The sequence below is a fragment of the Rhodobium orientis genome (genome assembly GCF_003258835.1).
Taxonomy (GTDB): domain Bacteria; phylum Pseudomonadota; class Alphaproteobacteria; order Rhizobiales; family Rhodobiaceae; genus Rhodobium; species Rhodobium orientis.
On the sequence record NZ_NPEV01000012.1, the window covers coordinates 82238 to 107267 of the forward strand.

Sequence of the window (25030 nt, forward strand, 5' to 3'; positions counted from 1 at the left end):
ACGCAACGTACTTTAGGTCCTTGTTTTGACGCGATTTCTTATCCAAAAAGTCTGTCAACTTTTTGGGAAAGCGCTTTGGCTCATTCCGCCTTGTCGTCGGACGCCACCGCCCGGGTTTCCTCGCTGAGCGCCTGGCTTTCCCGGTGCGGCTTGGTCAGCGGATGCGGCACCACGCGCTTGGCGAAGACGAGGTCGTTGCCGGCGTGGATGCCGTCGGTTTCCTGCAGCACCAGCCGTTCCGCATCGAGCCGGCGCACGCTGTCCACCACCTCGTCGGCCTCGCTGTTGTCGACGCCCAGTTCCACCAGCGCCTCCCGCCCGAAGGCGAGCGCCGATTCCAGGGTCTCGCGCTGCTCATAGGTGACGTCCTTGCGCCTCAGTTCCAGCGAATGCATGCGGTCCTCGGAGCGCACATAGAGCTTGGCGAGGGGAAACTCGGAGCGGACGATGCTGACGATCCTGTCGGCCGAGCGCCTGGCGGTGCAGACCGCGATCACCTCGGCCTTGGCGGCGCCTGCGGCGCGCAGCACGTCGAGCCGGACGCCGTCGCCGTAATAGATGTGGAAGCCGAACCGCGCGGCGGCCTTGAGGCGCGCCGGGTCGTTGTCGATGATGGTGACGTCGATGCCGCGGGCGAGCAGCACCTGCGAGACGATCTGGCCGAAGCGGCCGAAGCCGACGATGAAGACCGTGCCGCGGGCGCCGGCGAAATCCTCTTTCAACTCTTCGCGGCGCGGCGTCTTCAGCAGCCGTTTGGAGAAAAGCCCGACCACCGGCGTCAGCGCCATGGAGATGGCGACGATAGCCGCCAGCATGGTGGTGTCGGCAAGCCGCATGACCTGGGCGGCGGCGGCGGTGGAAAACAGCACGAAGCCGAACTCTCCGCCCTGGGGCAGGAGCACCGCGACCCGGACCGCCTCGTTGTGGGAGGCGCCGAAGGCCCGCGTCAGCCCGTAGAGAAGCACCGTCTTGACGGCAAGGAGCGCCACGACCGCGCCGGCGATGGTCGTCCAGTTGCGAACGATGACGGCAAGGTCGATGGACATGCCGATGGCGAGGAAGAAGAGGCCGAGAAGGAGCCCGCGGAACGGTTCGATGTCGGCCTCAAGCTCGTGCCGGAAGGACGATTCGGCAAGCAGCACGCCGGCCAGGAAGGCGCCGAGGGCCATGGAAAAGCCGACCCCCTCCATCAGCCACGCCGCGCCGATGACGACCAGCAGCGCGGCCGCCGTCATGATTTCGCGGGCTCGCGCGTGGGCAAGCGTGCGGAACAGCGGATTGATGAAATAGCGCCCGGCAACGACGATGGCGAGCAACGCCGCGCCGCCGGCGGCGGCGCTGACGAGGCCGGTCGTCAGGTTCCGCGGCTCGCCGAACGGCGCCAGCACCGAGACAAGGGTCAGGAGCGGCACGATGGCGAGGTCCTGCATCAGGAGGATGGAGAACGCCCGCTTGCCGTAGCCGGTGTTGAGTTCGGCCCGTTCTTCAAGGGTCTGTACGCCATAGGCGGTCGACGACAGCGCCAGGCCGAAGCCGGCGATCAGCGCCGCGGAAAGATCGAAGCCGAAGCCGGCAAGGGAGGCCGCGGTCAGCACCGCGCCGGTGACCACCACCTGCAAGGTGCCGAGGCCGAAGATGTCGCGCCGCATCGACCACAGCAGCGAGGGTTTCAGTTCCAGCCCGATGACGAACAGGAGGAAGACAACGCCGAGTTCGGCCGTGTGCAGGATTTCCGCCGGGTCGGTGAAGATCCGGAACCCGCTCGGGCCGACCGCGATGCCGGCGGCGAGATAGCCGAGCACGGAGGAAAGACCCAGCCGCTTGAAGATCGGCACGGCAATGACGGCTGCCGCCAGCAGCACCAAGACATGGGTAAATTGTGACGTCGATTCCACGGCGTCCCGTTCTCGTCGAAATGAATCGGCTATCGCGGCCAAGTGGTATCGTCTCGCCGCGCCGGTCCGCAAGGCGAAAAAAGGCTGCGACAGGATGGCCCCTTCAAGGCCGCAGGGGGAACGCCTTGGGGGACTAGCCGGTGCCGCCGACCGTCATGCCGTCGATCCTGAGCGTCGGCTGGCCGACGCCGACGGGCACGCCCTGGCCGGCCTTGCCGCAGGTGCCGATGCCCGGATCGAGCGCCATGTCGTTGCCGATCATCGGCACCCGGGTCAGCGCGTCCGGGCCGTTGCCGATCAGCATCGCGCCCTTGACCGGCGCGCCGACCTTGCCGTTCTCGATCCTGTAGGCCTCGGTGCAGGAGAACACGAACTTGCCGGAGGTGATGTCGACCTGGCCGCCGCCGAAGGAGACGGCGTAGATGCCGTCCTTGACCGAGGCGAGGATCTCCGCCGGGTCGTGCTCGCCGGCCAGCATGTAGGTGTTGGTCATGCGCGGCATGGGAACGTGCGCGAAGGACTGCCGCCGGCCGTTTCCGGTGGGCTTGACGCCCATCAGCCGGGCGTTCTGGCGGTCCTGCATGTAGCCCTTCAGGATGCCGTCCTCGATCAGCACGGTGCGTTCTGTCGGCGTGCCCTCGTCGTCGACGGTGAGCGAGCCGCGGCGGTCGGCAATGGTGCCGTCGTCGATGACGGTGACGCCCGGCGAGGCGACGCGCTGGCCGAGGAGCCCGGCAAAGGCCGACTGGTCCTTGCGGTTGAAGTCGCCCTCAAGCCCGTGGCCGACGGCCTCGTGCAACAGGATGCCGGGCCAGCCGGGGCCGAGCACGACATCGAAGCTGCCGGCCGGGGCCGGCACGGCGTCGAGGTTGACGAGCGCCTGGCGCAGCGCCTCGTCGGCGCAATATTGCCAGGAATCCTCGGTGATGAAGCGCGAGAACGCTTCCCGGCCGCCGGTGCCGTAGCTGCCGGCCTCCTGGCGGTCGCCGTCGCCGACGACGATGGAGACGTTGAGCCGGACCAGCGGGCGCACGTCGCGGACCCGGGCACCGTCGGCGCGAAGGATGTCGACGACCTGGTGCGAGCCGGCCATGGAGACGGTCACCTGGCGCACCCGCGGATCGCGGTCGCGGGCATAGGCGTCGATGGTCTGCAGCAGCTTGACCTTGTCCTCGAATACCGGCCCGTCGAGCGGATTGGCGTCGCCATAGAGCGAGCGGTTGGTGCGCGCGGGCGGGGCGGCATAGGTGCCTGTGTAGCCGCGCTTGACCGCCTGGACGGCGTCTGCGGCGCGCTTCAGGGAGGCCTCGGACAGTTCGTCGGAATGGGCGTAGCCGACGGCCTCGTCGGCAACGGCCCTCAGGCCGAAGCCTTGCGCGGTGTTGTAGCTCGCCGACTTCAGCCGGCCATTGTCGAACATCAGCGCTTCGGACTGGCTGTATTCGAAGAACAATTCGCCGTCGTCGGCGCCGGAAAGGGCGTCGGCGGCGATCGTCGTGACCCGGTCGGTGTCGAGCCCTGCGGCCCGGATGAGATCGACGCTGGTCGGTTCTGTCATGAAAAAGCTCCTGATCAGCGCCCGATCCGGGCGCCGCAAATCTTGGAAAGTCGATAGAGATTTAGGGCGTTACGCTCCGCCTGTCACTGTCGGCGGTGGCAAAAGCCGGCGCGGGAGGAATCGCGGCGTCCGGCATCTGTGGCAGCAGCCAGTCGCGAAAGAGCCGGATCTTGCGCTGGTTGCGGTGGCGTTCCGGATAGACCAGGTGCCAGGCCTCGCCGTTGTCGTATTGCAGGTCGAAGGGCTGGATGAGGTCGCCGCGGGCAAGCACGTCGCGATAGAAGAACGGCGTCAGGATCGCGACGCCCTGGCCGGCGATGGCGCGGTGCGCCTCCAGCATCTGGGCGCCCATGCGGGTGACGGGGTTGTGGCCGAGATCGGGGTTTTCGATGCCGGCGGCGGCGAACCATTGCATCCACCACGGGTCGTCCGGCCCGATGATCGGCAGCGCCAGAATGTCGGCCGGCGTACGGATGCCTCCGACGGATTCGGCGAGCCCGGGGCTCAGCATCGGCGTGAACGCTGCGCTGACGAGGAGGTGGCCGGCGAGCCCCGGCTCGATGCTCGTGCCGGCAACGATCGCCACGTCGACGTCGTCCTCGCCGAAAGCCCGGTTGAAGTTGTAGGGGATCAACCGCACGGCGAGCGCCGGGTGCTTCATTTGGAAGTCGCCGATATGGTTGCCGAGCCAGGTCGTCGCAAAGGTCGTGTTGCAGGAAATGACCAGCGTCTCGTCGGCCCGTTCGGCGATCTCCGAGATCGCTTCGGCAAGGGCGTCGAAGGCCTCGCCGGCGCGGCCCGCAAGGCGCGATCCGGCATCCGTCAGCGTCACCTTGCGCGGCCGCCTCAGGAACAGCTTCACGCCGAGCTTTTCCTCCAGAAGCCGCACCTGGTAGCTGACGGCGGCCTGGGTCATGCCGAGTTCGTTTGCCGCGCGGGTGAAGCTGAGATGCCGGGCGGCGGCCTCAAAGGCACGCAAGGCCGGCAGCGGCGGCAGGCGACGGTCCTTCATGGGCGCTCCATGGATAAACTGAGTTTATGCATTAGGGCCGAATTCAAACTGGAAAAGCAACGCCGGCGTGGAATGATGACCGCATCCTGTTGATGCATGAGGCGTTCCGCCATGGGCCAGAACCCGTTCGCCGGCCGCGGCCGGCTGCGCTCCCTCCTTGCCGTTTTTCGAGTCTTTTCGGTGGCGTTCGGGTCATCGGGGCGCCGCCTCGATGCGGGCGACGTGTCACCCGGCCTTGCTCGCGACCTGGGGCTCACGGATTGCACCCGTCCGCGCCGGGGAGATCGGGCCGACAGGTTGGGAATCGGTGCGAGCGCCGACGATCCATGGCATCAGCCGCCGCCGATGCCGCCGGTGTGAGAGCAGAAAGGAGGGAAAATGCGCGCGCCGCTTACGGCAGCGCGTCGTAGCCTTCCTTGAAACCGGCGAGCGAGATCGGGATGCCGATGCCTTCCTCGATGGTCTCGAAGATGATGAAGGTGGCGATCGTGCCGGTCTCCAGCTTCTTCAGAAGGTCCTCGTTGAGGGTGACCTCGGCGATGCAGCCGTTCGGCAGGCAGCGCAGGAACTGGACGCGGCCGATTTCCTTGTCGTCGATCCTGAGCCCGAGGCCATGCGGCAGCAGCAGGCCGAGCGGGGCGAGGATGCGCAGGAGCTGGGCCTTCTGGTCGGCGGTCTTCAGGACGATGACGGACAGGCCGACATTTTCCCGGTCCTCCGCCGTCACGTTCTGGATCAGCGCGCACTGCTCGGCCTTGGCGCCCGGCGGCGTATCGCACCGGATCTGCCAGTCGCCGTGCTGGGACCGCACCTGCCCCTGGCCGGCCGCCGGCGCCAACGCCAGTCCGGTCACCAAAGCCACTCCCGCCGCAAGGCGCGTAACATATCGCAAGAACACCACGTCGTTCTCCCGCCCGTCCGAAAACCAGTAACAAACCCGGGCCCCGGTAGCGGCGCCCGCCCCATCTGTGCCCGAATCGCTGTCGTTTCGCCAGCCCAAAGCGGGAGGAACCGCCGGCCGGGCGGTGCAAAACGCCGAAATCCCCGGCCCGGTCCCTATTTCATCGATTTGCGGCAGCGAAACGGCAGCGACGCCGATAGATGCGATTTTTCGTGCCGGTAGAGCCCTGCGTCAACTTGCCGCGATTGGGCTTGCAAACCGTTTGCGGGCCGGGATAAATTCAAAAAAATGAATGTACGTAAGTTGGACTTGAGTTTTTGATCCACATCAAATTAAAGCTAGAACCACTTTAGCAGGACCGATTGACGCAGAGACGTTGTGACCGGCGCGTCGGCGGTCCCGAGGCAATCTCACGGACGACGGCAGGACCGGCGCCCAAGAACAACGAGAAGGGAAGGGGGCAACGACGTGATCAAATCGACGATGCGTCTCGCCGCGCATGTCCTTGCGGCGTTCGCCGCGCTCACAGGTTTCATCGGCGCCGCTTTTGCCGACCAGCCGGTGCCCTGGGGTATCGGCATGCAGGACGCCGCGACCCCGGTGATGGAAGACATTCACTGGTTCAACAATTTCACCCTCATCATCGCGATCGCCGTCACGCTTCTGGTCTTCGTGCTGTTGCTGGTCGTCCTGTTGAAGTTCAACGCCAGCGCCAATCCGACGCCGTCCAAGCGTTCGCACCACACCATGCTGGAAGTGGCCTGGACGCTGGTGCCGATCCTGATCCTGGTCGCCATCGCCGTTCCCTCCTTCCGCCTGCTCTACAAGGAGCTGGAAGTGCCGGAGGCGGACCTCACCATCAAGGCGACCGGCTACCAGTGGTACTGGGGCTACGAGTACACCGACGACGGCTATGACGGCCTGTCCTTCGATGCGGTCATGCTCGGCGACGACGAGCGGGCCGAGCGCATCGAAAAGCGCGGCCTGACCGAGCGCGACGTGCCGCGGCTGCTGGCCGTCGACAACCAGGTCATCGTTCCGGTCGGCAAGGTCGTCCGGGTCCAGGTGACCGCCGCCGACGTCATCCACTCCTTCGCCGTGCCGGCCTTCGGCATCAAGGTCGACGCCGTTCCGGGACGCCTCAACGAGACCTGGTTCCAGGCCGAGCGGACGGGCGTCTATTTCGGCCAGTGTTCGGAGCTGTGCGGCTCGCGCCACGCCTTCATGCCGATCTCGGTACGCGTCGTCACCGAGGAGCAGTTCGCGGCCTGGTCCGCGGCCGCCAAGGACGATATCGACGCGGCCTACGAGGCGCTGATGGCGTCGGTCAAGGCCGACAGGAAGGCAATCGACGTGGCCAAGCGCTAGGCGCGGCCGCGTAACGCATCTTCGGCCGTGCCGGCCCCGCGCCGGGCGGCCCTGAGACTCAAAAGGGGAAACTTCAATGGCGGGTGCGGCAGCAGAGGCGCACGATCATCCCACCGGATGGCAGCGCTACGTATACTCGACCAACCACAAAGACATCGGCACCATGTACCTGATCTTCTCGATCGTGGCCGGTGTCGTCGGCGGGCTCCTGTCCGTCGTCATGCGCATGGAGCTGCAGGAGCCGGGGATGCAGATCTTCGGCGATCCGCACACCTTCAACGTCTTCGTGTCCGGCCACGGCCTGATCATGGTCTTCTTCATGGTCATGCCGGCGCTGATGGGCGGCTTTGCCAACTGGTTCGTGCCGATCATGATCGGCGCCCCGGACATGGCGTTCCCGCGCATGAACAACATCTCGTTCTGGCTGTTGCCGCCGGCGCTGACCCTTCTGATTCTGTCGATGTTCGTCCCCGGCTCGCTGTCGGGCGCCTCCGGCGCCGGCACCGGCTGGACGATCTACGCGCCGCTGTCGACCTCGGGCAGCCCGGGACCTGCCGTCGACTTCGCGATCCTGGCGCTGCACGTCGCCGGCGCCTCGTCGATCCTCGGCGCCATCAACTTCATCACCACCATCTTCAACATGCGCGCGCCGGGCATGACGCTGCACAAGATGCCGCTGTTTGCCTGGTCCGTGCTGGTGACCGCGTTCCTGCTTCTCCTGGCCCTGCCGGTGCTCGCCGGCGCCATCACCATGTTGCTCACCGACCGCAACTTCGGCACCGCCTTCTTCGATGCCGCCGGCGGCGGTGACCCGATCCTGTTCCAGCACCTGTTTTGGTTCTTCGGCCACCCGGAGGTCTACATCCTGATCCTGCCGGCCTTCGGCCTGATCAGCCACATCATCTCGACCTTCTCCAGGAAGCCCATCTTCGGCTATATCGGCATGGCCTACGCCATGGTCGCCATCGGCGTGGTCGGCTTCATCGTCTGGGCCCACCACATGTACACGGTCGGCCTCGACGTCGACACCCAGGCCTATTTCGTCTTCGCGACGATGGTCATCGCGGTGCCGACGGGCATCAAGGTGTTCTCCTGGATCGCCACCATGTGGGGCGGCTCGATCTCGCTGAGGACGCCCATGCTGTGGGCGATCGGCATGATCTTCCTGTTCACCATCGGCGGCGTCACCGGCGTCATGCTCGCCAATGCCGGCCTCGACCGCTCGCTGCACGACACCTATTTCGTGGTCGCCCACTTCCACTACACCATGTCCATGGGCGCCACCTTCGGCATCTTCGCCGGCTGGTACTACTGGTTCCCGAAGATGTTCGGCTACATGTACAACGAGACCATCGGCAAGCTGCACTTCTGGCTGACCTTCATCGGCGTCAACCTGATCTTCATGCCCCAGCATTTCCTCGGCTACCAGGGCATGCCGCGCCGCTACGTCGACTATCCGGACGCCTTTGCCGGCTGGAACTTCATCGCCTCGATGGGCTCCTACCTCTCCTTTGCCGGCGTCATCGTCTTCCTCGTCGGCGTCGTCATGGCGTTCTCCAAGAAGGTGCCGGCAGGCAACAATCCGTGGGGCGAGGGCGCGACGACGCTGGAGTGGACCCTGTCCTCGCCGCCGCCGTTCCACCAGTTCGAGACCCTGCCGCGCATCAAGTAGGCGGCCGAACAATTCCGGCGCGGGCGATCCTTTTAAGTGCGCCCGCGCCGGCTCCATTCCCCGCTGCGGCGGCACCGATAGCAAAACGGATTTGAGTATCTTATGGCCCTGACCGAACGCACCGAGCTCATTGAGGAGCACGACTGGTCCAACGAGCTGATCGGCGAGATGGCGACCGTCGGCGACTACGTCCAGCTCATGAAGCTGCGCGTCATGTCGCTCGTCGTCTTCACCGCCCTTGTCGGCATGATCATCGCCCCCGTCGCCATCCATCCGGTGCTCGGCTTCATCGCCCTCGTCTGCATCGGCGTCGGCGCCGGGGCCTCCGGCGCGCTCAACATGTGGTTCGACGCCGACATCGACGCGGTGATGTCGCGCACCGCCAAGCGTCCCGTGCCGGCGGGCCGGGTGACGCCGGATGCCGCGCTCACCTTCGGCATGACGCTGGCGCTCGGCTCGGTCAGCGTCCTCGGCCTCGTCGCCGGCTGGTTCGCCGCCGGGCTCCTCGCCTTCACCATCTTCTTCTACGCCGTCGTCTACACCATGTGGCTGAAGCGCTCGACCCCCCAGAACATCGTCATCGGCGGCGCCGCCGGCGCGCTGCCGCCGATGATCGGCTGGGCGGTGATGACCGGTTCGGTGTCGTTGCAGAGCTTCGTCCTCTTTCTCATCATCTTCCTGTGGACGCCGCCGCATTTCTGGGCCCTGTCCCTGTTCAAGGCGGAGGAATATGCCCGCGCCGGCGTGCCCATGCTGCCGGTCGTTGCCGGCAATCCGGCGACCCGGCGCCAGATCTTCTATTACGTGGTGGCGCTGGCGCTCTCCGGCTTCCTGCCCGTCATCGTCGGCCCGTCCGGTATCGCCTACGGCGTTGCCGCGACCGTCCTCGGTGGCATCTTCGTCTATCGGGCCTGGCAGTTGCTCAGGACCGACGAGGAGAACGAGCGCCAGAACGCCGTGCGCGTCTTCACCTATTCCATCCTCTACCTGTTCCTCTTGTTCGCCGTCCTTGCCGGCGAGCACATTGTCAGGCTTATGGTGGCGTCATGACCCTCCAAATCGCAGAGAGCATCATGACCGAAGACGGCATCAAGCTGACGGAAGAACAAAAGAAGCGTCGCCGCGGGCGCTCCATCGCCATTGGCCTGGCGCTAGCCGCCCTGGTGGCGGTGTTCTACGCCGTGACCATCATCAAGCTCGGACCCGGCGTCCTGGAGCGGCCGCTCTAGGGCTTCGGATCGAAAGGCACGACGGACGGACATGACGGAACGCGGAAACAAGACCGGACAGCAGACGGGGCGCAGCAATGCGGTCATTGCCGTTGCCTGCATCGCCTTCGTCGGCGCCATGGTCGGCGCCGCCTATGCCGCCGTGCCGCTCTACCAGATCTTCTGCCAGGTCACCGGCTATGGCGGCACGACCCAGCGCGCCGCCGCTGCGCCCGCCGTGCCGATCGACCGCGAGATCACCGTGCGCTTCGACGCCAATGTCGCCTCCGGCCTTCCCTGGAAGATGACGCCGAACGAGCGCACCGTGAAGCTCAAGGTCGGCGCCGTGCGCACCACCTCCTACAAGGCCCACAGCAACGGCGACCAGGTGACGTACGGCACGGCGACCTTCAACGTCACGCCCTTCGAGGCCGGCGTCTATTTCTCCAAGATCGACTGCTTTTGCTTTACCGAGCAGCATCTGAAGCCCGGCGAGACCGCCGACATGGGGATCACCTTCTTCATCGATCCGGCGATCGCGGAGGATAAGAACCTCGACTACCTGAAGACGATCACGCTCTCCTACACCATGTTTCCGGACGACCCGCCCGAGGACGGCGCAAGCGCGGAGCGCGCCGATGCGGGAACGCCGGACGACGACAACAAACGCCTTTGATCACGGTGGCGGCCTGAAGGCCGGCGCCGCTTGAGAGACACTATCGGGGAACAACCAATGGCAGAGGCCCATACCAAGAACCACGACTACCACCTCGTCGATCCGAGCCCGTGGCCGTTCACCGGTGCCGTCGGCGCCTTCGTGATGGCCGTCGGCGCAATCGCGATGATGAAGTGGAATCTCGGCGAGGAGCTGGTGCTGTTCGGCGCCGACCTCACCGGCTGGGGCATCTTCGCCATCGGCCTCTCGATCATCCTCTACACCATGTTCGGCTGGTGGCGGGACACCGTCCGCGAGGGCCGGGCGGGCGATCACACGCCGGTGGTGCAGCTTCATCTGCGCTACGGCATGATCCTGTTCATCGCCTCGGAGGTGATGTTCTTCCTGGCCTGGTTCTGGGCCTATTTCGATGCCGCCCTGTTCCCCGGCGAGGCGATCCAGTACGCCCGCACCGAGCTGACGGGCGGCACCTGGCCGCCGGAGGGCATCCACACCTTCGATCCCTGGCACCTGCCGCTGTTCAACACCATCATCCTGCTGTTGTCCGGCACGACGGTGACCTGGGCGCACCACGCGCTGCTGCACAACGACCGCAAGGGCCTGAAGCTCGGGCTGCTCACCACCGTGCTGCTCGGCCTGCTGTTCTCCTGTGTGCAGGCCTATGAGTACGCCCACGCCGCCTTCGACTTCTCCGGCAACATCTACGGCGCGACCTTCTTCATGGCGACGGGCTTCCACGGCTTCCACGTCATCGTCGGCACCATTTTCCTCACCGTCTGCCTGATCCGGGCGCTGAAGGGGCATTTCACGCCCGAGGCCCATTTCGGCTTCGAGGCGGCGGCCTGGTACTGGCATTTCGTTGACGTCGTCTGGCTGTTCCTGTTCATCTGCATCTATGTCTGGGGCGCCGGAACGCCGGCCCATTAGGAACGGAACGCAAATTATCGAGGGGCGGGCCGTTCGCGCGGTCCGCCCCGAATTTTTTCAGTGAGGAGGAACGGCGGCATGAGCGACGAGCATTTTCCGGCCCATCCGCCGTTTGTGACGGGCCTGCGCGGCCGCTGCCCGCGCTGTGCCTCGGCCTCCATGTTCGACGGCTTCCTGGAGATCCACGAGACCTGCCCGTCCTGCGGCCTCGACTATGAGTTCGTCGATTCCGCCGACGCGCCCGCGGTCTTTGCCTCCTTCATCGTCGGCTTCATCGTCGTCGGCCTGGCGCTTGCGGTTGAGGTCGCCTACCGGCCGCCGATCTGGCTGCACATGGTGCTGTGGCTGCCGCTGGTGGTGATCCTCGGCCTCGGATGCCTGAGGCCCCTGAAGGGCATCTTCATCGCGCTCCAGTACCACCACAAGGCGCGCCAGGGCGAACTCGGCTGACGGCAATGGCAGTAGTGGCGGACAAAGCGCAAAGGCCCGCCTGGCGCGGCCTTGTCGTGCCGGCGGTCTTCACCCTCATCGGCCTTGCGGTCCTTATCTCCCTCGGCAACTGGCAGGTCCGCCGGCTCGCCTGGAAGGAAGACCTGATCGCCACCATCGACGCGCGGATCGCAAGCGAGCCGATCTCGCTCGAAGCGGCCCTTGCGGAATGGAAAAAGATCGGCGACATCGCCTACCAGCCGGTGCGGCTGACGGGCACCTTCGATCATTCCCACGAATTCCACGTCAACAGCACCGACAAGGGCGATGTGGGCTGGAACGTCTATACGCCGCTCGTCACAGGCGACGGCCACACGGTCCTCGTCAATCGCGGCTTCGTTCCATACGAGAAAAAAGACGCGGAGAGCCGCGCGGCGGGACAGATCGAAGGCCCGGTCGCGTTCGTCGGCCTTGCCCGCACGCCGCTCGCCGAAAAGCCGAACTATTTCGTCCCCGACAACGATGTTGCCGGCAACGTCTTCTACTGGCGGGATTTTGCGACGATGGCGAAAGAAGCGGGGCTTGCCGGCGATCCCGGGCTGGTGCCGTTCTTCGTCGAAGTGCGGGAGATGGAGGTTTCGGGCGGCTGGCCGCGCGGCGGCGTCACCCGCGTCCGCCTTCCCAACAGCCACCTGCAATACGCGGTGACCTGGTACGGCCTGGCGCTCACCCTTGCCGGTGTCTTTGCCGCCTTCGCCTGGTCGCGGCTGAAGCGCCGGCCGGACGGGGCGGAACCGTCCTGACCGGTCAAAAGAAAACGGGCGGCGCCAGGGCCGCCCGTCCATTGGTCGGGGTGGTTCGGCTCAGAGCTGTTCGATGAGCGCGGCCGCGCCCGAAACGTTCACCTCGCCCGGCGCGTCCTCGACGTTGAGGGCTTTCACCATGCCGTCGTCGACCACCATGGAATAGCGCTTGGAGCGCGTGCCGAGGCCGGCACCGGAGCCGTCGATGTCCATGCCGATGGCCTTGGCGAAATCGGCATTGCCGTCGGACAGCATCAGGATCTTGCCGTCGGCGCCGGTGGCCTTGCCCCAGGCGTCCATGACGAAGACGTCGTTGACGGCGACGCAGGCGACGGTGTCGATGCCGTTGGCAACGATCGTCTCGTAGTTCTCCAGGAAGCCGGGCATGTGGTTGCGGTGGCAGGTCGGCGTGAAGGCGCCGGGCACCGCGAACAGCACCACCTTCTTGCCGGGAAAGATGTCACCGGACGCAAGGTCGGCCGGCCCGTCCGCCGTCATAACCTTGAAGGTCGCCGCGGGAAGTTTGTCGCCAACAGTGATGGTCATGGGTATTGCCCCCTTGTCTTTATGGATGATTGCAGGCCGAACGGCCTTGGCGAGAAAGATAGGTCACAAGGCGCACCAGTCGAGGTCGCGCGGCCGTCCGATCCGCATCGGCGGTGGCGTATCCGGCTATTTGAGGGTCCAGATCTGCTCGGCCGCCTGGTTGCCGTTGACGAGGGTGAGCCGCAGTTCGGCGCCGGGAAGCTTCGCCGTTTTCGGCAGCCATTCCAGCGGCACGCGCCAGCGCGCTGTCGCCCCGTCGCGGCCCGTCGGCTTTGCCGCCGGCAGGAACCAGTCGGCCGGGCCTTCCACGAAAAGGTCGAACGGCGCATCGGGATCGACCAGTTCGGCCGAGACGAGGATCGCCCTGTCGTCGCGCTCGACGCTCGCCACCCGGAGCCCGTTCTCCGCATCCGCCGGCTTTTGCCGCGGCACCTTGGCATCGTAGCGGGCAACGAGCAGGGATGCCGCCATGTCGGTGTCGTCCGCCTTGGAAAGGTCCATGCGGATCTCCGCGCGCGCGGGCACGCAGATCGCCTCGCAGAGCCCGTAGTCGACCTCAAGGTCGAGGAGGGTGGGCTGCGACGGGTCCTTCGGCGTCACCGTCACCGGAAAGACCACGGTGTTCTTGTAGCCGATCATCGTCGAGCCCGCCTCGTCGAAGCGCTTGGGCACCGGGAAATCGACCTTGAAGTCGGCAAGGTTCACCGAATCGGCGACGTCGAACTGTGGCGGGATGCCGGCATCGCCCGGCTGGCGCCAGTAGGTTTTCCAGCCCGGCTTCAATTCGATCTCGATTCCGGCCCGCAAGCTGCCGTCTGCGCCGGCCTGGCCGCCCGGCACGATGACGCGCAGGCGCCCGCCATGGGCCTCGGCCCAGGACGAGGCCGCGGCATGGGCGGCTGCGGCCGAGGCGAGGAACGCGCCAAGCAGCGCAAACGAAAACGTCAGTCTTTTCATGGCCAGGATCGTGTTTTTCATGGAATCCGTCATATCGCCGGAACAAGGACCTGTCGTGTCGCAATTCATCATATGTGCGTGATCTGGCAGGCCCCGCAAGTCCGTCCGACAACACCGGAACCAGCGGTTCGCGTCCGACGGCTTCAATATGGAAATGATCTGCACTAGGTTAGGGGCGAATGACCTATCACGGCCGGACGGGAGCGCCACCGCAACTCATGGGACAGTCTGCTCAGTCGGACAAGGGATATCTGGACGGCAAGGTTCTGATCGCCATGCCCGGCATGGAGGACCAGCGCTTTGCCCGCAGCGTGATCTATGTCTGCGCCCACTCCGAGGACGGGGCCATGGGCATCGTGCTGAACCAGGTCGCCGACCAGGTGAGCTTCGAGGAGCTTCTGGTCCAGCTCGAGATCATCGACGAGACCGAGGCCGCGCACATCGCGGTCGACGGACCCAACATGGTCGTCCACCGCGGCGGGCCGGTCGAGACGGGCAGGGGCTTCGTGCTCCATTCCGCCGATTTCTACCTCGCCAATTCGACCCTGCCGATCAACGACGACGTCTGCCTGACCGCCACCCTCGATATCCTCAAGGCGATCGCCGATGGCGAGGGGCCGCAAAAGGCGATCCTGGCACTCGGCTATTCCGGCTGGGCGCCGGGCCAGCTCGAGGCGGAGATCCAGGCCAATGGATGGCTGCACGGCCCGGCCGATCCCGACCTTCTGTTCGGCGCCGACCTCGATGCCAAATACGCCCACGCCCTGCGCAACATCGGCATCGAACCGGCGATGCTGTCGGCCGAGTCGGGCCACGCCTGATCTTCTTTTCGCAACGGCGACCGCGCCGGCCGGCCGGCGCAGCCGTTGCATCCCGCAACGCCGTCGCCTTGCCGGGGCGCCCCCTGGGCGTTAGTTTTGTTTCGTTGGCCACGAAACTTCTCGCCATCGACGGATCCACAAGGAGCGCCCTTTATTGCGCTATCTAAGCACACGCGGGGAAGCGCCCGCACTCGGCTTCAACGACGTCCTGCTGGCGGGTCTCGCCCGCGACGGCGGCCTCTACCTGCCCGAGACGTGGCCGCGCATCGACGAGGCGGAAATCGCCGGCCTCACCGGCAAGCCCTATGCCGAGGTCGCCTACCGGGTGATCCACCCCTTCGTCGACGGCGACATCGCCGATGCCGATTTGAAGGCGATGATCGACGAGGCCTACGCCACCTTCGACCACACTGCGGTCGCGCCGCTCGTCCAGTTGTCCCCCCGCCAGTTCGTCCTTGAGCTGTTCCACGGGCCGACGCTGGCCTTCAAGGACGTCGCCATGCAGTTGCTGGCGCGGCTGATGGACCATGTGCTGGCCGAGCGCGGCCGCAAGGCGACCATCGTCGGCGCCACCTCGGGCGATACCGGCGGCGCTGCCATCGAGGCGTTCCGCGGCCGGGACAATGTCGACATCTTCATCCTCTTTCCGGAGGGCCGGGTCTCGCCGGTGCAGCAGCGCCAGATGACGACGGTCGCCGACGCCAACGTCCACGCGATCGCGGTCAAGGGCAATTTCGACGACTGCCAGGCGTACCTGAAGGCGATGTTCAACGACGCCGCCTTCCGCGACAGGGTCGGCCTTTCCGGCGTCAACTCGATCAACTGGGCCCGCATCGTCGCCCAGATCGTCTACTACTTCACCGCCGCCGTGGCCCTCGGCGCGCCGGCCCGCAAGGTCGCCTTTTCCGTGCCGACCGGCAATTTCGGCGACATCCTCGCCGGCTATGCCGCGGTGCGGATGGGCCTGCCGGTGGACAAGCTGATCGTTGCCACCAACATCAACGACATCCTCTACCGGGCACTGGAAACCGGGCGCTACGAGGTGTGCGGCGTCGTCCCGACCGCTTCGCCCTCCATGGACATCCAGGTTTCGTCGAATTTCGAGCGGCTCTTGTTCGAGGCCCATGGCCGCGACGCCGCCGCGATCTCGCGCATGATGGCGGGCCTTTCCCAGTCCGGCGCCTTCACCATCGAGCCGGACGCGCTTGAGGCCATCACCCGCCATTTCGCCGCCGGGCGCACCGACGAGGACGAGACCGCGGCCACCATCCGGCGTATCCGCGCCGAGACCGGCTATCTGCTCGATCCCCACTCCGCTGTCGGCGTCAGCGTTGCCGAAAGGCTCGGCCCTGACGACGGCATCACCGTGACGCTCGCCACCGCCCATCCGGCGAAATTCCCCGATGCCGTGGAAGCGGCTTGCGGCGAGCGCCCGGCCCTGCCGGAGCGGCTGTCCGACCTGATGGAGCGCCAAGAGCGCTTCACGCCGCTTCCCAATGATCTCGACACAATCAAGGACTTCGTCCTCGCCCGCGCGACAGCGGTGGCGGCGGAGGCATAAGGTATGAGTGTACGCATTACGCCGCTGGACAGCGGCCTCACGGTTATTTCCCACAACATGCGCCAGCTCGAAAGCGCCGCCCTCGGCGTCTGGGTCGGCGCCGGCTCACGCTCCGAGACGGCCGAACTGAACGGCATCTCCCATCTCCTGGAGCACATGGCGTTCAAGGGCACGAAGCGCCGGTCCGCGCGCCAGATCGCCGAGGAGATCGAGGCCGTCGGCGGCGAACTGAACGCCTCCACCTCGGTCGAGAACACCTCGTTCTATGCCCGCATCCTGGAGCCCGACCTGGATCTCGCCCTCGACATCCTCTCCGACATCCTGGTTGCACCGGCCTTCGACCCGGAGGAGCTGCGCCGCGAGCAGCACGTCATCCTGCAGGAGATTGGCGCCGCCAACGACACGCCGGACGACTACGTCTTCGACCTGTTCCAGGAGGCGGCCTGGCCGAACCAGCCGATGGGCCGTCCGATCCTCGGCACCAAGGACACGGTCCGCGGCTTCGGCCCCGGCGATTTACGCAACTACCTGTCGACCCACTACCGGGCGCCCGCCACGGTGCTGGCCGCCGCCGGCTCCCTCGACCACGACAAGCTGGTGCGGCTCGCCGAGGAGCGCTTCACGGCGCTGTCCACCAAGGACGCCCCGGCGATGGAGCCCGGCCGCTATGTCGGCGGCGAGATGCGCGAGCGCCGCAAGCTGATGGAGACCCAGATCGTCCTTGGCTTCGAGGGCATGTCCGTGATCTCGCCGGACTATTTCGGCGCCCAGCTTCTCGCCGGCCTGCTCGGCGGCGGCATGTCCTCGCGCCTGTTCCAGGAAGTGCGCGAGCACCGTGGCCTCTGCTATTCGATCTATGCCTTCCACTGGGCGTTCAGTGACACGGGGCTGTTCGGTATCCACGCCGCCACCGGCGAGGACGACATCGCCCAACTGATGCCCGTCATGCTCGATGAGCTGGAGCGCGTCGTCGACGACGCCGCGGAGGAGGAACTCGCGCGCGCCCGCGCCCAGATGCGCGCCTCGCTGTTGATGGCGATGGAAAGCCCGGCGGCCCGGGCCAACCAGCTCGCCCGCCAGATGCTGATCTTCGGCCGTCCGCTGACCACCGAGGAGATCGTGGAGCGGATCGAGACCGTTTCGGCCGCCGACATCCGCCGCATCGCGGCCACCGTCTTTTCCGGTTCGCGGCCGACGCTGGCCACCGTCGGTCCGGATGCCGGCATTCCGGGTATCGATGATATCGCCAGCCGTTTTGCCGGCCCGACGTCGCTGGCAGTCGGCGCCTGATACGAGGGGGGCCATGGTGGCGTTCCTGCACTCCGTTGGATCGCTCGACACCGGTCCGACCATCAAGGGCGATGGCGTCTTCCTCAGGACGCCGACGATGAACGATTTCCGCGAATGGTCCGAGCTTCGGGCCGAGAGCCGGTCGTTCCTTGCGCCCTGGGAGCCGATCTGGCCGAGCGACGATCTGACCCGCCAGGCCTTCCGGCGCCGCCTCAAGCGCTACCAGCGCGAGATCCGCGACGACCTCGGCTACCCGTTCTTCCTCTTTCGCTCCGGCGACAACACGCTCCTCGGCGGCCTGACGCTCACCCATGTGCGCCGCGGCGTCGCCCAGGCCTGCACGCTTGGCTACTGGATGGGCGCCCCCCACGCCGACCGAGGCCACATGACCAACGGGGTGCGCGCGGTCCTGCCGTTCGTCTTCGAGACCCTGAAGCTGCACCGCATCGAGGCGGCCTGCCTCTCCCACAACATCGCTTCGATCAAGCTCCTGGAAAAAACCGGCTTCGTCCGCGAGGGCCATGCCCGCAACTACCTGTGCATCAACGGGCGCTGGCAGGACCACCTCCTGTTTGCGCGCGTGCTGGAGGATCATCTCGGCCTGACGGGAGACGGCGCCGCCGGGGCGTCTTGAAAACGACAAAGAATCCTTGTGAAGCAGGCACGCAATCGATACTCCTTCGCCACTGTTCTGGCGTCCGCTCCGGAGACCGCTACTTGCGTTCCATCGGCTTGATCCTTCGGTTCTGGCTTCTCGTGCTCTTCCTTGCGCTTGCCGCGCAGCGGGGGGCACTGGCCGTGGAAGCGATCGTCGTGCCGCTCGACGTCGATGCGCTGGACCTGACCCGCTCCATCGAACTCCACACCAATGTCGGCGACCGCCTGCAGGTCTCAACCGCGCCCGGCCCCGACGGCATCGTCCGGCGCATCGAGGTGACCTCGCGCTCCGGCGAGAACTCCGACTGGGCGGTGTTCGCGCTCACCAATCCGGGCGACGAGCAGATCGACCGGCTGCTGGTGGCGCCCCATTTCCGGCTCGTCGGCTCCGGCCTCATCAAGCCCGACCTCGGCGCCTCGCGCATCGCCTCGATCACGCCGAGCCAGGGCTTTGCCCCGGAACGCCAGCCGAGCCAGGAAGCCGACGTCTTCTTCATCACCCTCGATCCGGGGGCGGTGATCACCTTCGTTGCCGAACTGAGCACGCCGACCCTGCCGCAGCTCTATCTGTGGGAGCCGAACGCCTACAAGGATTCGATCAACTCCTACACGCTGTTCAAGGGCATCGTGCTGGGTATTTCCGGCCTTCTGGCGCTGTTCCTGACGATCCTCTTCGTCGTCAAGGGCACCATCATGTTCCCGGCGACGGCAACGCTCGCCTGGGCCGTGCTCGGCTATCTCTGTATCGATTTCGGCTTCCTCAACCGGCTCCTCAGGCTGGAGCCCGGCAACGACCAGATCTACCGCGCCGGCGCCGAGGTGGTGTTCGCCGCCTCGCTGGTGATCTTCCTCTACGCCTATCTGAACCTCAACCGATGGCACATCCGCTACAGCCATGTGGCGCTGGTGTTCCTGCTTCTGCTAGGTGCGCTGCTCGGCGTTGCCGTCGCCAATCCGTCGCTTGCCGCCGGCATCGCCCGCATCATGCTCGGCCTGCTCGGCATCTTCGGCTTCGCGCTCGTCCTCTGGCTCGCCTACCAGCACTACGACCGGGCGATCATGCTGATCCCGACCTGGTTCTTGCTTCTGGTCTGGCTGTTCGGATCGGCGCTGACGGTGACCGGCAACCTTGCCAACGACTTCGTCCAGCCGGCGCTCGCCGGCGGCCTCGTGCTCTTCGTGCTCTTGCTCGGCTTCACGGTCATGCAGCACGCCTTTGCCGGCGGCGCCGTCGCCGAAGGCCTCTTCAGCGATGCGGAACGACGGGCGCTTGCCATCACCGGCGCCGGCGACATCATCTGGGACTGGGACGTTCCGCGCGACCGCATCTTCACCAGCGCGGAGGCCGACGAACTGCTCGGCCTGAAGCGCGGCGCCCTCGACGGCCCGGCCAGAGACTGGCTCGACGTCCTCCACCCCCAGGACCGCGACGGCTTCCGGGCAACGCTCGACGCCGTCGTCGACCAGCGCCGCGGCCGCATGTCCCAGTTCTTCCGCCTGCGCGGCCAGGACGGCCATTTCCGCTGGTTCCACCTGCGCGCCCGGCCGATCCTCGGCTCCGACGGCGAGGTCATCCGCTGCGTCGGCACCATGCTCGACGTCACCGACGTCAAGACCACCGAGGAGCGGCTGCTGCACGACGCGGTCCACGACAACCTCACGGGCCTGCCGAACCGCGAGCTCTATCTCGACCGCCTCGACCGCACGCTCACCCGCGCCACCAATGAGGACGGCCGCAAGCCGGCGGTGTTCCTGCTCGACATCGACCGCTTCAAGCAGGTCAACGACAATCTGGGCCTGTCCGTCGGCGACTCCATCCTGTTGACCATGGCCCGCCGCCTCGGCCGCCTCCTGAAGCCGGAGGACACGCTGGCACGGGTCGGCGGCGACGAATTCGCCATCATCCTGATGTCGGAGCAGGAGCCGGACAAGGTGGCGGCCTTTGCCGACTCCATCCGCCGCACCGTGCGCGCGCCGATCACCTTCGGCGACCGTGAGATATTCCTCACCGTCTCCATCGGCATCGCCACCTTCGATGCCAAGCAGCTCGACAACGAGGAGATGGTCAAGGACGCCGAGATCGCCATGTACGCCGCCAAGGGCCGCGGCGGCGACCGCATCGAGGCGTTCCGCCCGGCGCTGCGCCAGCACCGCACCGACCTCGTGGAGATGGAGGCGGAACTGCGCCGGGCGCTGGAGCGCGAGGAGATCAAGGTCCTCTACCAGCCGATCGTGCGCCTCGACGACAAGACCATTGCCGGCTTTGAGGCGCTGGTGCGCTGGGAGCATCCGCGCCGCGGCCGGCTCAATGCCGGCGAGTTCATCCCGCTGGCGGAGCGCACCGGCCTCATCAACGAACTCGGCATGTTCGTCCTGGAACGCGCCGCCCGCCAGCTCGCCGCCTGGCAGAACCAGGTCACCACCTCGTTCCCGATCTTCGCCAGCGTCAACGTTTCCAGCCGGCAATTGCTGCGCCACGACCTCGTCAACGACGTCAAGGCGGTGATCGCCCGCTCCGACGTTGTCCGCGGCACCCTGAAGCTGGAAGTGACGGAATCGCTGGTGATGGAGAACCCGGAATTCGCCTCAAAGGTGCTGGAGCGCCTGCGCGAACTCGGTGCCGGCCTGTCGCTGGACGATTTCGGCACCGGCTATTCCTCGCTCAGCTACCTGCAGCGCTTCCCGTTCGATACCATCAAGGTCGACCAGTCCTTCGTGCGCGCCAACGGCCGCAGCTCACGGCCGGTGATCCTGAGGTCCATCGTCGGCCTCGCCCACGACCTCGGCATGCAGGTCGTCGCCGAAGGCGCGGAGACCGAGTCCGATGCCCTGGAACTCCTGCAGCTCGGCTGCGAATACGTGCAAGGGTTTCTCTACGGCCAGCCGATGACCGCGGCAGACGCCCGCAAGCTGCTCGAAGCCCAGGGCGCGATACGGAATCATTGAGTTTTCGCGCCGCGCCCGCCGACGTTATCCCGCATCGAAACGCTGCATGGATTGCCGCGTCGTCCTGTCGGCCTCCTCGCAATGACGTTGAAAAACCTCAGGAATCTCTGCCGTCATTGCGAGCGCAGCGAAGCAATCCAGCTTGCGGAGTCTGAGAACGCACTCCAACAAGGGCATTGACGACCTTCGGTCCAAGGCGCGTGGAGGCTGCTGAGCGCAGTGCCTGTCGGATCGCCGATGCGGTTCGGTCAATGCCCGTCCAAATCAAGACTCAAGGCACAATAATCCGCGCCGGATCGTGCGCGGCCGTCACCGTCACCGGCGTCGCCCCGAACGGGTCGCCGTCGATCTGGCAGGCGACGGGTTCTTCGGAGGTCACCGTCACGGTCTCGACCGGCACCGTGATGACGCCGTGCGCATGGGCGATGCGGTTCATGACGAGCGCCAGGCCGAAGCGCATCAGCGCCAGCGGGCTGTCGGAGGTCAGCATGACCAGGTGCAGCCCCGGCTGGGTCGCGTGCGCCGCCGGGCAGAGCCGGAACGTGCCGCCATAGCGCTCCGAGTTGGTCAGCACCGCGAGCCGGCAGGTGCGCGGCGTCTCCGTGCCGACGGTGACCGTCAGCGGTCCCGGTCGCCGCTTGAAGGAGCGCTTCAGCGCCGACCACACATAGGCGAGCTTGCCGAGCTGGCGTTTCAGGTCGAGCGGCACGTGGTGGACGACGTCCGCGTCGAACCCTATGGAGGCCATCAGGACGAAGGGAACGCCATTGGCGAGGCCGTAATAGAGCGGCTTGCTGCGCCCAGCCGCGATCATGGCGATGATCCTGTCGGCCTTGAAGGGAAGGCCGAGTTCGTGGGCGAGCACGTTCGCCGTGCCAAAGGGGATGATCGCCAGCTTCGGGCGCACCGGGCAGGTCTGCAGCCCGCGCAGCGCCTCGTTGAGGGAGCCGTCGCCGCCGCCGATGACGACGGTATCGGCGGCAAGCGTCACGTCGGCGCAGACCTCGCGGATCTCGCCGGCGCGCTTGGTCAGCCGCACCTCGACCTCCGCGCCGGCCGCCTCAAGGCCGGCGGCAACCGCCTCCAGCACCTTGGCCCGGAACCCGCCGGCCGTCGGATTGGCCATCAACAGGATCCGCCGCCGCGGCGGCGCCAGCGGCCCGTCGGCCCAGTCTGCCCGCAGCGCGGCGCTACGCTGCATCGTCGTCCTCCGCATCCGCATCAGTCTTGCCAAGGCCGAGCGCGGCGATGCCGGCCCGGGCGAGTTCGTCGGCCCGCTCGTTGCCTTCCGTGCCGGCGTGGCCCTTGACCCAGTGCCAGGTGACGTCGTGGCGCCGGCGCGCCTCGTCGAGCCGCTGCCAGAGATCGGCGTTCTTCACCGGCTTCTTGGAGGCGGTCCGCCAGCCGTTCTTTTTCCAGTTGTGCAGCCAGGACATGATGCCGTTGCGGACATATTCTGAGTCCGTATAGAGGTCGACATGGCACGGCCTTGTGAGCGCGTCGAGCGCCTCGATCGCGGCCATCAGCTCCATCCGGTTGTTGGTGGTCTCCGCCGCCCCGCCGTTCAATTCCCGCTCGCGTCCGTTCCAGCTCAACAGGGCGCCCCAACCGCCGGGCCCCGGATTTCCCGAGCACGCTCCGTCGGTGTAGATCACGACGCCGGACGTCTTGTCCTCTGGTTGCTCACCGCCCATGGAGTTCACTCGCTGCGGCGCGCACGCCAAAGGGCGCATGGGAAAGACCGGCGGAACCGGATGCCGGAACCCGTGTCGAGGCGTTGTCCAAAGAAGTGTCCCCTTGCGGTCGATGGGCCGACCGGCTTTCCTTTTTTCGTGTTCGCGAACCCGAGTGTCGTCCGTCGTCAGGCCTCGACGCCTTCGCGCAGTTCCCGCGGCAGCCCGAAGACCATCGATTCCTCGGCCGTCACCACGGTCTCGACGGTGACGTCGAAATGCCTGGCGAAAGCGTCGATGATTTCCTCCACCAGAACCTCCGGCGCCGAGGCACCGGCTGAGATGCCGATCGTTGCAAAGTCCGCAAAGCTCGCCGCATCGATGTCGTCGGCGCGCTGGACGAGCACCGAGCGCTTGCAGCCGAGGCGCTCCGCGACCTCGCGCAGGCGCTGGGTGTTGGAGGAATTCGGCGCGCCGACCACCACCATCGCATCGACCGTCGGCGCCACCGCCTTGACGGCGGCCTGGCGGTTGGTCGTCGCGTAGCAGATGTCTTCCCGGTGCGGGGCAGTAATGTCGGGGAAGCGCTCCGTCAAAACGGCGATGATCTCGGCCGTGTCGTCGACGGAGAGCGTCGTCTGGGTGGTGAAGGCGAGCGCCTCGGGCGATTTCGGCTGAAACGTCCGGGCGTCCTCAACGGTCTCCACCAGATGCACGGAGCCGTCCGGCACCTGGCCCATGGTACCGACCACTTCCGGATGGCCGCGATGCCCGATCAGCACCACCTCCTTGCCGCGCCGGTGGTGCAGGATGGTCTCCTTGTGCACCTTGGAGACCAGCGGGCAGGTGGCATCGAGGAAGAACAGGCCCCGCGAGGCGGCCGCCGCCGGCACTTTTTTCGGCACGCCATGGGCGGAAAAGATCACCGGCGCATCGGTCTCGGGGATCTCGTCGAGCTCGTCGACGAAGATCGCGCCCTTTTGTTTCAGGCTGTCGACCACGTATTTGTTGTGGACGATCTCGTGGCGCACATAGACCGGCGCGCCATAGCGCTCCAGCGCCTGTTCGACGATCTGGATTGCCCGCGAGACGCCGGCGCAGAAGCCGCGCGGCGCGCAGAGCTTCAGGGTGAGGGGCTGTTTCGGTGCCTGTGCTGTCATCGTCCTGCCGCCTCCGGATGAGGGATCACTGAGGTATTGAGGGGCGGGGGGCGCCGGTGTCAAGGGGCGCGGCGGCGCGGTCTCCGGACAGGGCGGAAAACTCCCTGTCGACGAGTGCCTCGGAATCGACCCGATTGCATCTTAATCGCTCCCCCGTCGCCAAGCGCTTTCGTCCTTGCTATAGAGACGGCTTGAATTATTGCCGGCGGGGCCGGCGGGTCGCCGTCGCCGGCGTCCTGGAAAAACGGGTAGTGGAGTTTGACCATGAAACGCGCCTTTGCGTTCAGGGGAGTTGCCGTTGCCGCCTGCGCCCTCGGTCTGGCGCTGGTCGCCGGCTGTTCGTCCGATGAGGGGGTCGCTCCGGCCGACACCTTCTACGGCAAGCTGATCCGCGGCTCGGGCGAACCGGCACAGGAAGTCGACAAGGAAATCACCACGCCGCAGGGCTTCTGCCCGAAGGTGACGATCCGCGCCGGCACCCAGACCTTTCTGGTGACCACGGGCGGCCGCGGCGACAAGAAGGCCGAGATCCGCTACCAGGGCACGCTGACGGATACGGCCCGCGAATGCAACCGCTCCACGGGCGTGCTCAGGATGCGGGTCGGTGTCTCCGGCCGCGTCATCACCGGTCCGAAGGGCGGCGCCGGCACCGTCCACCTGCCGCTGCGGGTCGTCGCCCTGATCCCGAAGCTGGAGCAGACGGAGCAGAAGGTCTTCTACACCAAGCTGCATGACGTCGTCGTCCAGATCCCCGAGGGGCAGGGCTCGGTGCCCTGGGCCTTCATCGACGAAGAGGTCGTCATCGACACCACGGAGCGCTTCCGGGTCTATGTCGGCTTCGACAGCAGCAAGAAATAGCCAGTGGCGGCAAATGGTGCGGCGGCTTTCGGCCCGGCGATTCGAAGCCATTGACTCCGCGACACTGCGCCACAAGAATACGCGCGGCTGATGAGCGTCGCGAGTCGGCCGG

23 protein-coding genes are annotated in these 25030 nt (G+C 66.4%); 14 read left to right on the forward strand and 9 right to left on the reverse strand.

Going from position 1 to position 25030, the window contains the following annotated elements; genetic code table 11:
• Window positions 1-80 precede the first annotated feature (80 nt).
• The 4 genes from CH339_RS08160 to CH339_RS08175 form a co-directional block, all read right to left on the reverse strand.
• Window positions 81-1895, reverse strand: a complete 1815-nt coding sequence (locus CH339_RS08160) for a monovalent cation:proton antiporter-2 (CPA2) family protein (RefSeq protein ID WP_111433848.1) — start codon at window positions 1893-1895, stop codon at window positions 81-83.
• A gap of 133 nt (window positions 1896-2028) precedes the next feature.
• Window positions 2029-3453, reverse strand: coding sequence for a metalloprotease TldD (gene tldD, locus CH339_RS08165; protein WP_111433876.1), 1425 nt, complete (start codon window positions 3451-3453; stop codon window positions 2029-2031).
• Window positions 3454-3514: 61 nt separating this feature from the next.
• Window positions 3515-4465 (reverse strand): LysR substrate-binding domain-containing protein, encoded by a 951-nt coding sequence (locus CH339_RS08170; RefSeq protein WP_111433849.1) that lies wholly within the window; start codon window positions 4463-4465, stop codon window positions 3515-3517.
• 391 nt (window positions 4466-4856) lie between these two features.
• Complete coding sequence (locus CH339_RS08175) at window positions 4857-5366, reverse strand: invasion associated locus B family protein (RefSeq protein ID WP_201240972.1); 510 nt, start codon at window positions 5364-5366, stop codon at window positions 4857-4859.
• Window positions 5367-5849: 483 nt separating this feature from the next.
• Here CH339_RS08175 and coxB point away from each other — a divergent pair, with 483 nt between their 5' ends.
• The 8 genes from coxB (at window position 5850) to CH339_RS08215 (ending at window position 12449) form a co-directional block, all read left to right on the forward strand.
• Window positions 5850-6734: a cytochrome c oxidase subunit II gene (coxB, locus tag CH339_RS08180; RefSeq protein WP_111433850.1), complete on the forward strand. Its 885-nt coding sequence runs from the start codon at window positions 5850-5852 to the stop codon at window positions 6732-6734.
• A gap of 76 nt (window positions 6735-6810) precedes the next feature.
• The gene (gene ctaD, locus CH339_RS08185; RefSeq protein WP_111433851.1) at window positions 6811-8406 is read left to right on the forward strand and encodes a cytochrome c oxidase subunit I; all 1596 of its coding nucleotides are present in this window, start codon (window positions 6811-6813) and stop codon (window positions 8404-8406) included.
• 102 nt (window positions 8407-8508) lie between these two features.
• Window positions 8509-9456: a heme o synthase gene (locus tag CH339_RS08190; protein WP_111433852.1), complete on the forward strand. Its 948-nt coding sequence runs from the start codon at window positions 8509-8511 to the stop codon at window positions 9454-9456.
• On the forward strand, window positions 9453-9635 hold the full coding sequence (locus CH339_RS08195; RefSeq protein ID WP_111433853.1) for a cytochrome c oxidase system small membrane protein: 183 nt from the start codon (window positions 9453-9455) through the stop codon (window positions 9633-9635). The genes CH339_RS08190 and CH339_RS08195 overlap by 4 nt, the downstream gene beginning before the upstream one ends.
• A gap of 31 nt (window positions 9636-9666) precedes the next feature.
• Window positions 9667-10290: a cytochrome c oxidase assembly protein gene (locus tag CH339_RS08200; protein ID WP_111433854.1), complete on the forward strand. Its 624-nt coding sequence runs from the start codon at window positions 9667-9669 to the stop codon at window positions 10288-10290.
• Between the two features lie 57 nt (window positions 10291-10347).
• Window positions 10348-11217: a cytochrome c oxidase subunit 3 gene (locus tag CH339_RS08205; protein ID WP_111433855.1), complete on the forward strand. Its 870-nt coding sequence runs from the start codon at window positions 10348-10350 to the stop codon at window positions 11215-11217.
• A gap of 78 nt (window positions 11218-11295) precedes the next feature.
• Complete coding sequence (locus CH339_RS08210; RefSeq protein WP_111433856.1) at window positions 11296-11667, forward strand: DUF983 domain-containing protein; 372 nt, start codon at window positions 11296-11298, stop codon at window positions 11665-11667.
• Window positions 11668-11723: 56 nt separating this feature from the next.
• Window positions 11724-12449, forward strand: a complete 726-nt coding sequence (locus CH339_RS08215; RefSeq protein WP_245408123.1) for an SURF1 family protein — start codon at window positions 11724-11726, stop codon at window positions 12447-12449.
• Between the two features lie 60 nt (window positions 12450-12509).
• Here CH339_RS08215 and CH339_RS08220 read toward each other — a convergent pair whose 3' ends face one another.
• Window positions 12510-12995, reverse strand: a complete 486-nt coding sequence (locus CH339_RS08220; protein WP_111433858.1) for a peroxiredoxin — start codon at window positions 12993-12995, stop codon at window positions 12510-12512.
• Window positions 12996-13121: 126 nt separating this feature from the next.
• Complete coding sequence (locus tag CH339_RS08225; RefSeq protein WP_170138444.1) at window positions 13122-13973, reverse strand: protein-disulfide reductase DsbD domain-containing protein; 852 nt, start codon at window positions 13971-13973, stop codon at window positions 13122-13124.
• Between the two features lie 197 nt (window positions 13974-14170).
• Here CH339_RS08225 and CH339_RS08230 point away from each other — a divergent pair, with 197 nt between their 5' ends.
• The 5 genes from CH339_RS08230 to CH339_RS08250 all read left to right on the forward strand — a co-directional run bounded on the left by CH339_RS08230 (window position 14171) and on the right by CH339_RS08250 (window position 21227).
• Complete coding sequence (locus tag CH339_RS08230; RefSeq protein ID WP_244669082.1) at window positions 14171-14773, forward strand: YqgE/AlgH family protein; 603 nt, start codon at window positions 14171-14173, stop codon at window positions 14771-14773.
• A gap of 154 nt (window positions 14774-14927) precedes the next feature.
• Window positions 14928-16334, forward strand: coding sequence for a threonine synthase (gene thrC, locus CH339_RS08235; RefSeq protein ID WP_111433861.1), 1407 nt, complete (start codon window positions 14928-14930; stop codon window positions 16332-16334).
• A 3-nt stretch (window positions 16335-16337) separates the two neighbouring features.
• Complete coding sequence (locus tag CH339_RS08240; RefSeq protein ID WP_111433862.1) at window positions 16338-17624, forward strand: M16 family metallopeptidase; 1287 nt, start codon at window positions 16338-16340, stop codon at window positions 17622-17624.
• Between the two features lie 16 nt (window positions 17625-17640).
• Window positions 17641-18258, forward strand: coding sequence for a GNAT family N-acetyltransferase (locus CH339_RS08245; RefSeq protein ID WP_420825915.1), 618 nt, complete (start codon window positions 17641-17643; stop codon window positions 18256-18258).
• An 83-nt stretch (window positions 18259-18341) separates the two neighbouring features.
• Window positions 18342-21227 carry an EAL domain-containing protein gene (locus CH339_RS08250; protein WP_244669083.1) on the forward strand — a complete coding sequence of 962 codons (2886 nt, stop codon included), beginning with the start codon at window positions 18342-18344 and terminating at the stop codon, window positions 21225-21227.
• A gap of 271 nt (window positions 21228-21498) precedes the next feature.
• On the opposite strand, the gene CH339_RS08255 is transcribed toward CH339_RS08250, so the two are convergent.
• The 3 genes from CH339_RS08255 to ispH form a co-directional block, all read right to left on the reverse strand.
• Window positions 21499-22428: a diacylglycerol/lipid kinase family protein gene (locus CH339_RS08255; protein ID WP_201240973.1), complete on the reverse strand. Its 930-nt coding sequence runs from the start codon at window positions 22426-22428 to the stop codon at window positions 21499-21501.
• Entirely contained in the window at window positions 22418-22921 is a 504-nt protein-coding gene (gene rnhA / locus CH339_RS08260) for a ribonuclease HI (RefSeq protein ID WP_111433865.1), read from the reverse strand. The genes CH339_RS08255 and rnhA overlap by 11 nt, the downstream gene beginning before the upstream one ends.
• Before the next feature lie 167 nt (window positions 22922-23088).
• Window positions 23089-24060 (reverse strand): 4-hydroxy-3-methylbut-2-enyl diphosphate reductase, encoded by a 972-nt coding sequence (ispH, locus tag CH339_RS08265; RefSeq protein ID WP_111433866.1) that lies wholly within the window; start codon window positions 24058-24060, stop codon window positions 23089-23091.
• A gap of 264 nt (window positions 24061-24324) precedes the next feature.
• Between ispH and CH339_RS08270 the strand changes: the two genes are divergently transcribed.
• A complete protein-coding gene (locus tag CH339_RS08270) occupies window positions 24325-24918 on the forward strand; it encodes a hypothetical protein (protein ID WP_111433867.1) in 594 nt (197 codons plus the stop codon).
• Window positions 24919-25030 lie beyond the last annotated feature (112 nt).

Coding starts and splice junctions, on each gene's coding strand:
- tldD (WP_111433876.1), bottom strand. CDS start 3,453: ATGACAGAACCGACCAGCGTCGATCTCATCCGGGCCGCAGGGCTCGAC.
- CH339_RS08170 (WP_111433849.1), bottom strand. CDS start 4,465: ATGAAGGACCGTCGCCTGCCGCCGCTGCCGGCCTTGCGTGCCTTTGAG.
- coxB (WP_111433850.1), top strand. CDS start 5,850: ATGCGTCTCGCCGCGCATGTCCTTGCGGCGTTCGCCGCGCTCACAGGT.
- ctaD (WP_111433851.1), top strand. CDS start 6,811: ATGGCGGGTGCGGCAGCAGAGGCGCACGATCATCCCACCGGATGGCAG.
- CH339_RS08190 (WP_111433852.1), top strand. CDS start 8,509: ATGGCCCTGACCGAACGCACCGAGCTCATTGAGGAGCACGACTGGTCC.
- CH339_RS08195 (WP_111433853.1), top strand. CDS start 9,453: ATGACCCTCCAAATCGCAGAGAGCATCATGACCGAAGACGGCATCAAG.
- CH339_RS08200 (WP_111433854.1), top strand. CDS start 9,667: ATGACGGAACGCGGAAACAAGACCGGACAGCAGACGGGGCGCAGCAAT.
- CH339_RS08205 (WP_111433855.1), top strand. CDS start 10,348: ATGGCAGAGGCCCATACCAAGAACCACGACTACCACCTCGTCGATCCG.
- CH339_RS08210 (WP_111433856.1), top strand. CDS start 11,296: ATGAGCGACGAGCATTTTCCGGCCCATCCGCCGTTTGTGACGGGCCTG.
- CH339_RS08220 (WP_111433858.1), bottom strand. CDS start 12,995: ATGACCATCACTGTTGGCGACAAACTTCCCGCGGCGACCTTCAAGGTT.
- CH339_RS08225 (WP_170138444.1), bottom strand. CDS start 13,973: ATGAAAAACACGATCCTGGCCATGAAAAGACTGACGTTTTCGTTTGCG.
- CH339_RS08230 (WP_244669082.1), top strand. CDS start 14,171: ATGGGACAGTCTGCTCAGTCGGACAAGGGATATCTGGACGGCAAGGTT.
- CH339_RS08240 (WP_111433862.1), top strand. CDS start 16,338: ATGAGTGTACGCATTACGCCGCTGGACAGCGGCCTCACGGTTATTTCC.
- CH339_RS08255 (WP_201240973.1), bottom strand. CDS start 22,428: ATGCAGCGTAGCGCCGCGCTGCGGGCAGACTGGGCCGACGGGCCGCTG.
- rnhA (WP_111433865.1), bottom strand. CDS start 22,921: ATGGGCGGTGAGCAACCAGAGGACAAGACGTCCGGCGTCGTGATCTAC.
- ispH (WP_111433866.1), bottom strand. CDS start 24,060: ATGACAGCACAGGCACCGAAACAGCCCCTCACCCTGAAGCTCTGCGCG.
- CH339_RS08270 (WP_111433867.1), top strand. CDS start 24,325: ATGAAACGCGCCTTTGCGTTCAGGGGAGTTGCCGTTGCCGCCTGCGCC.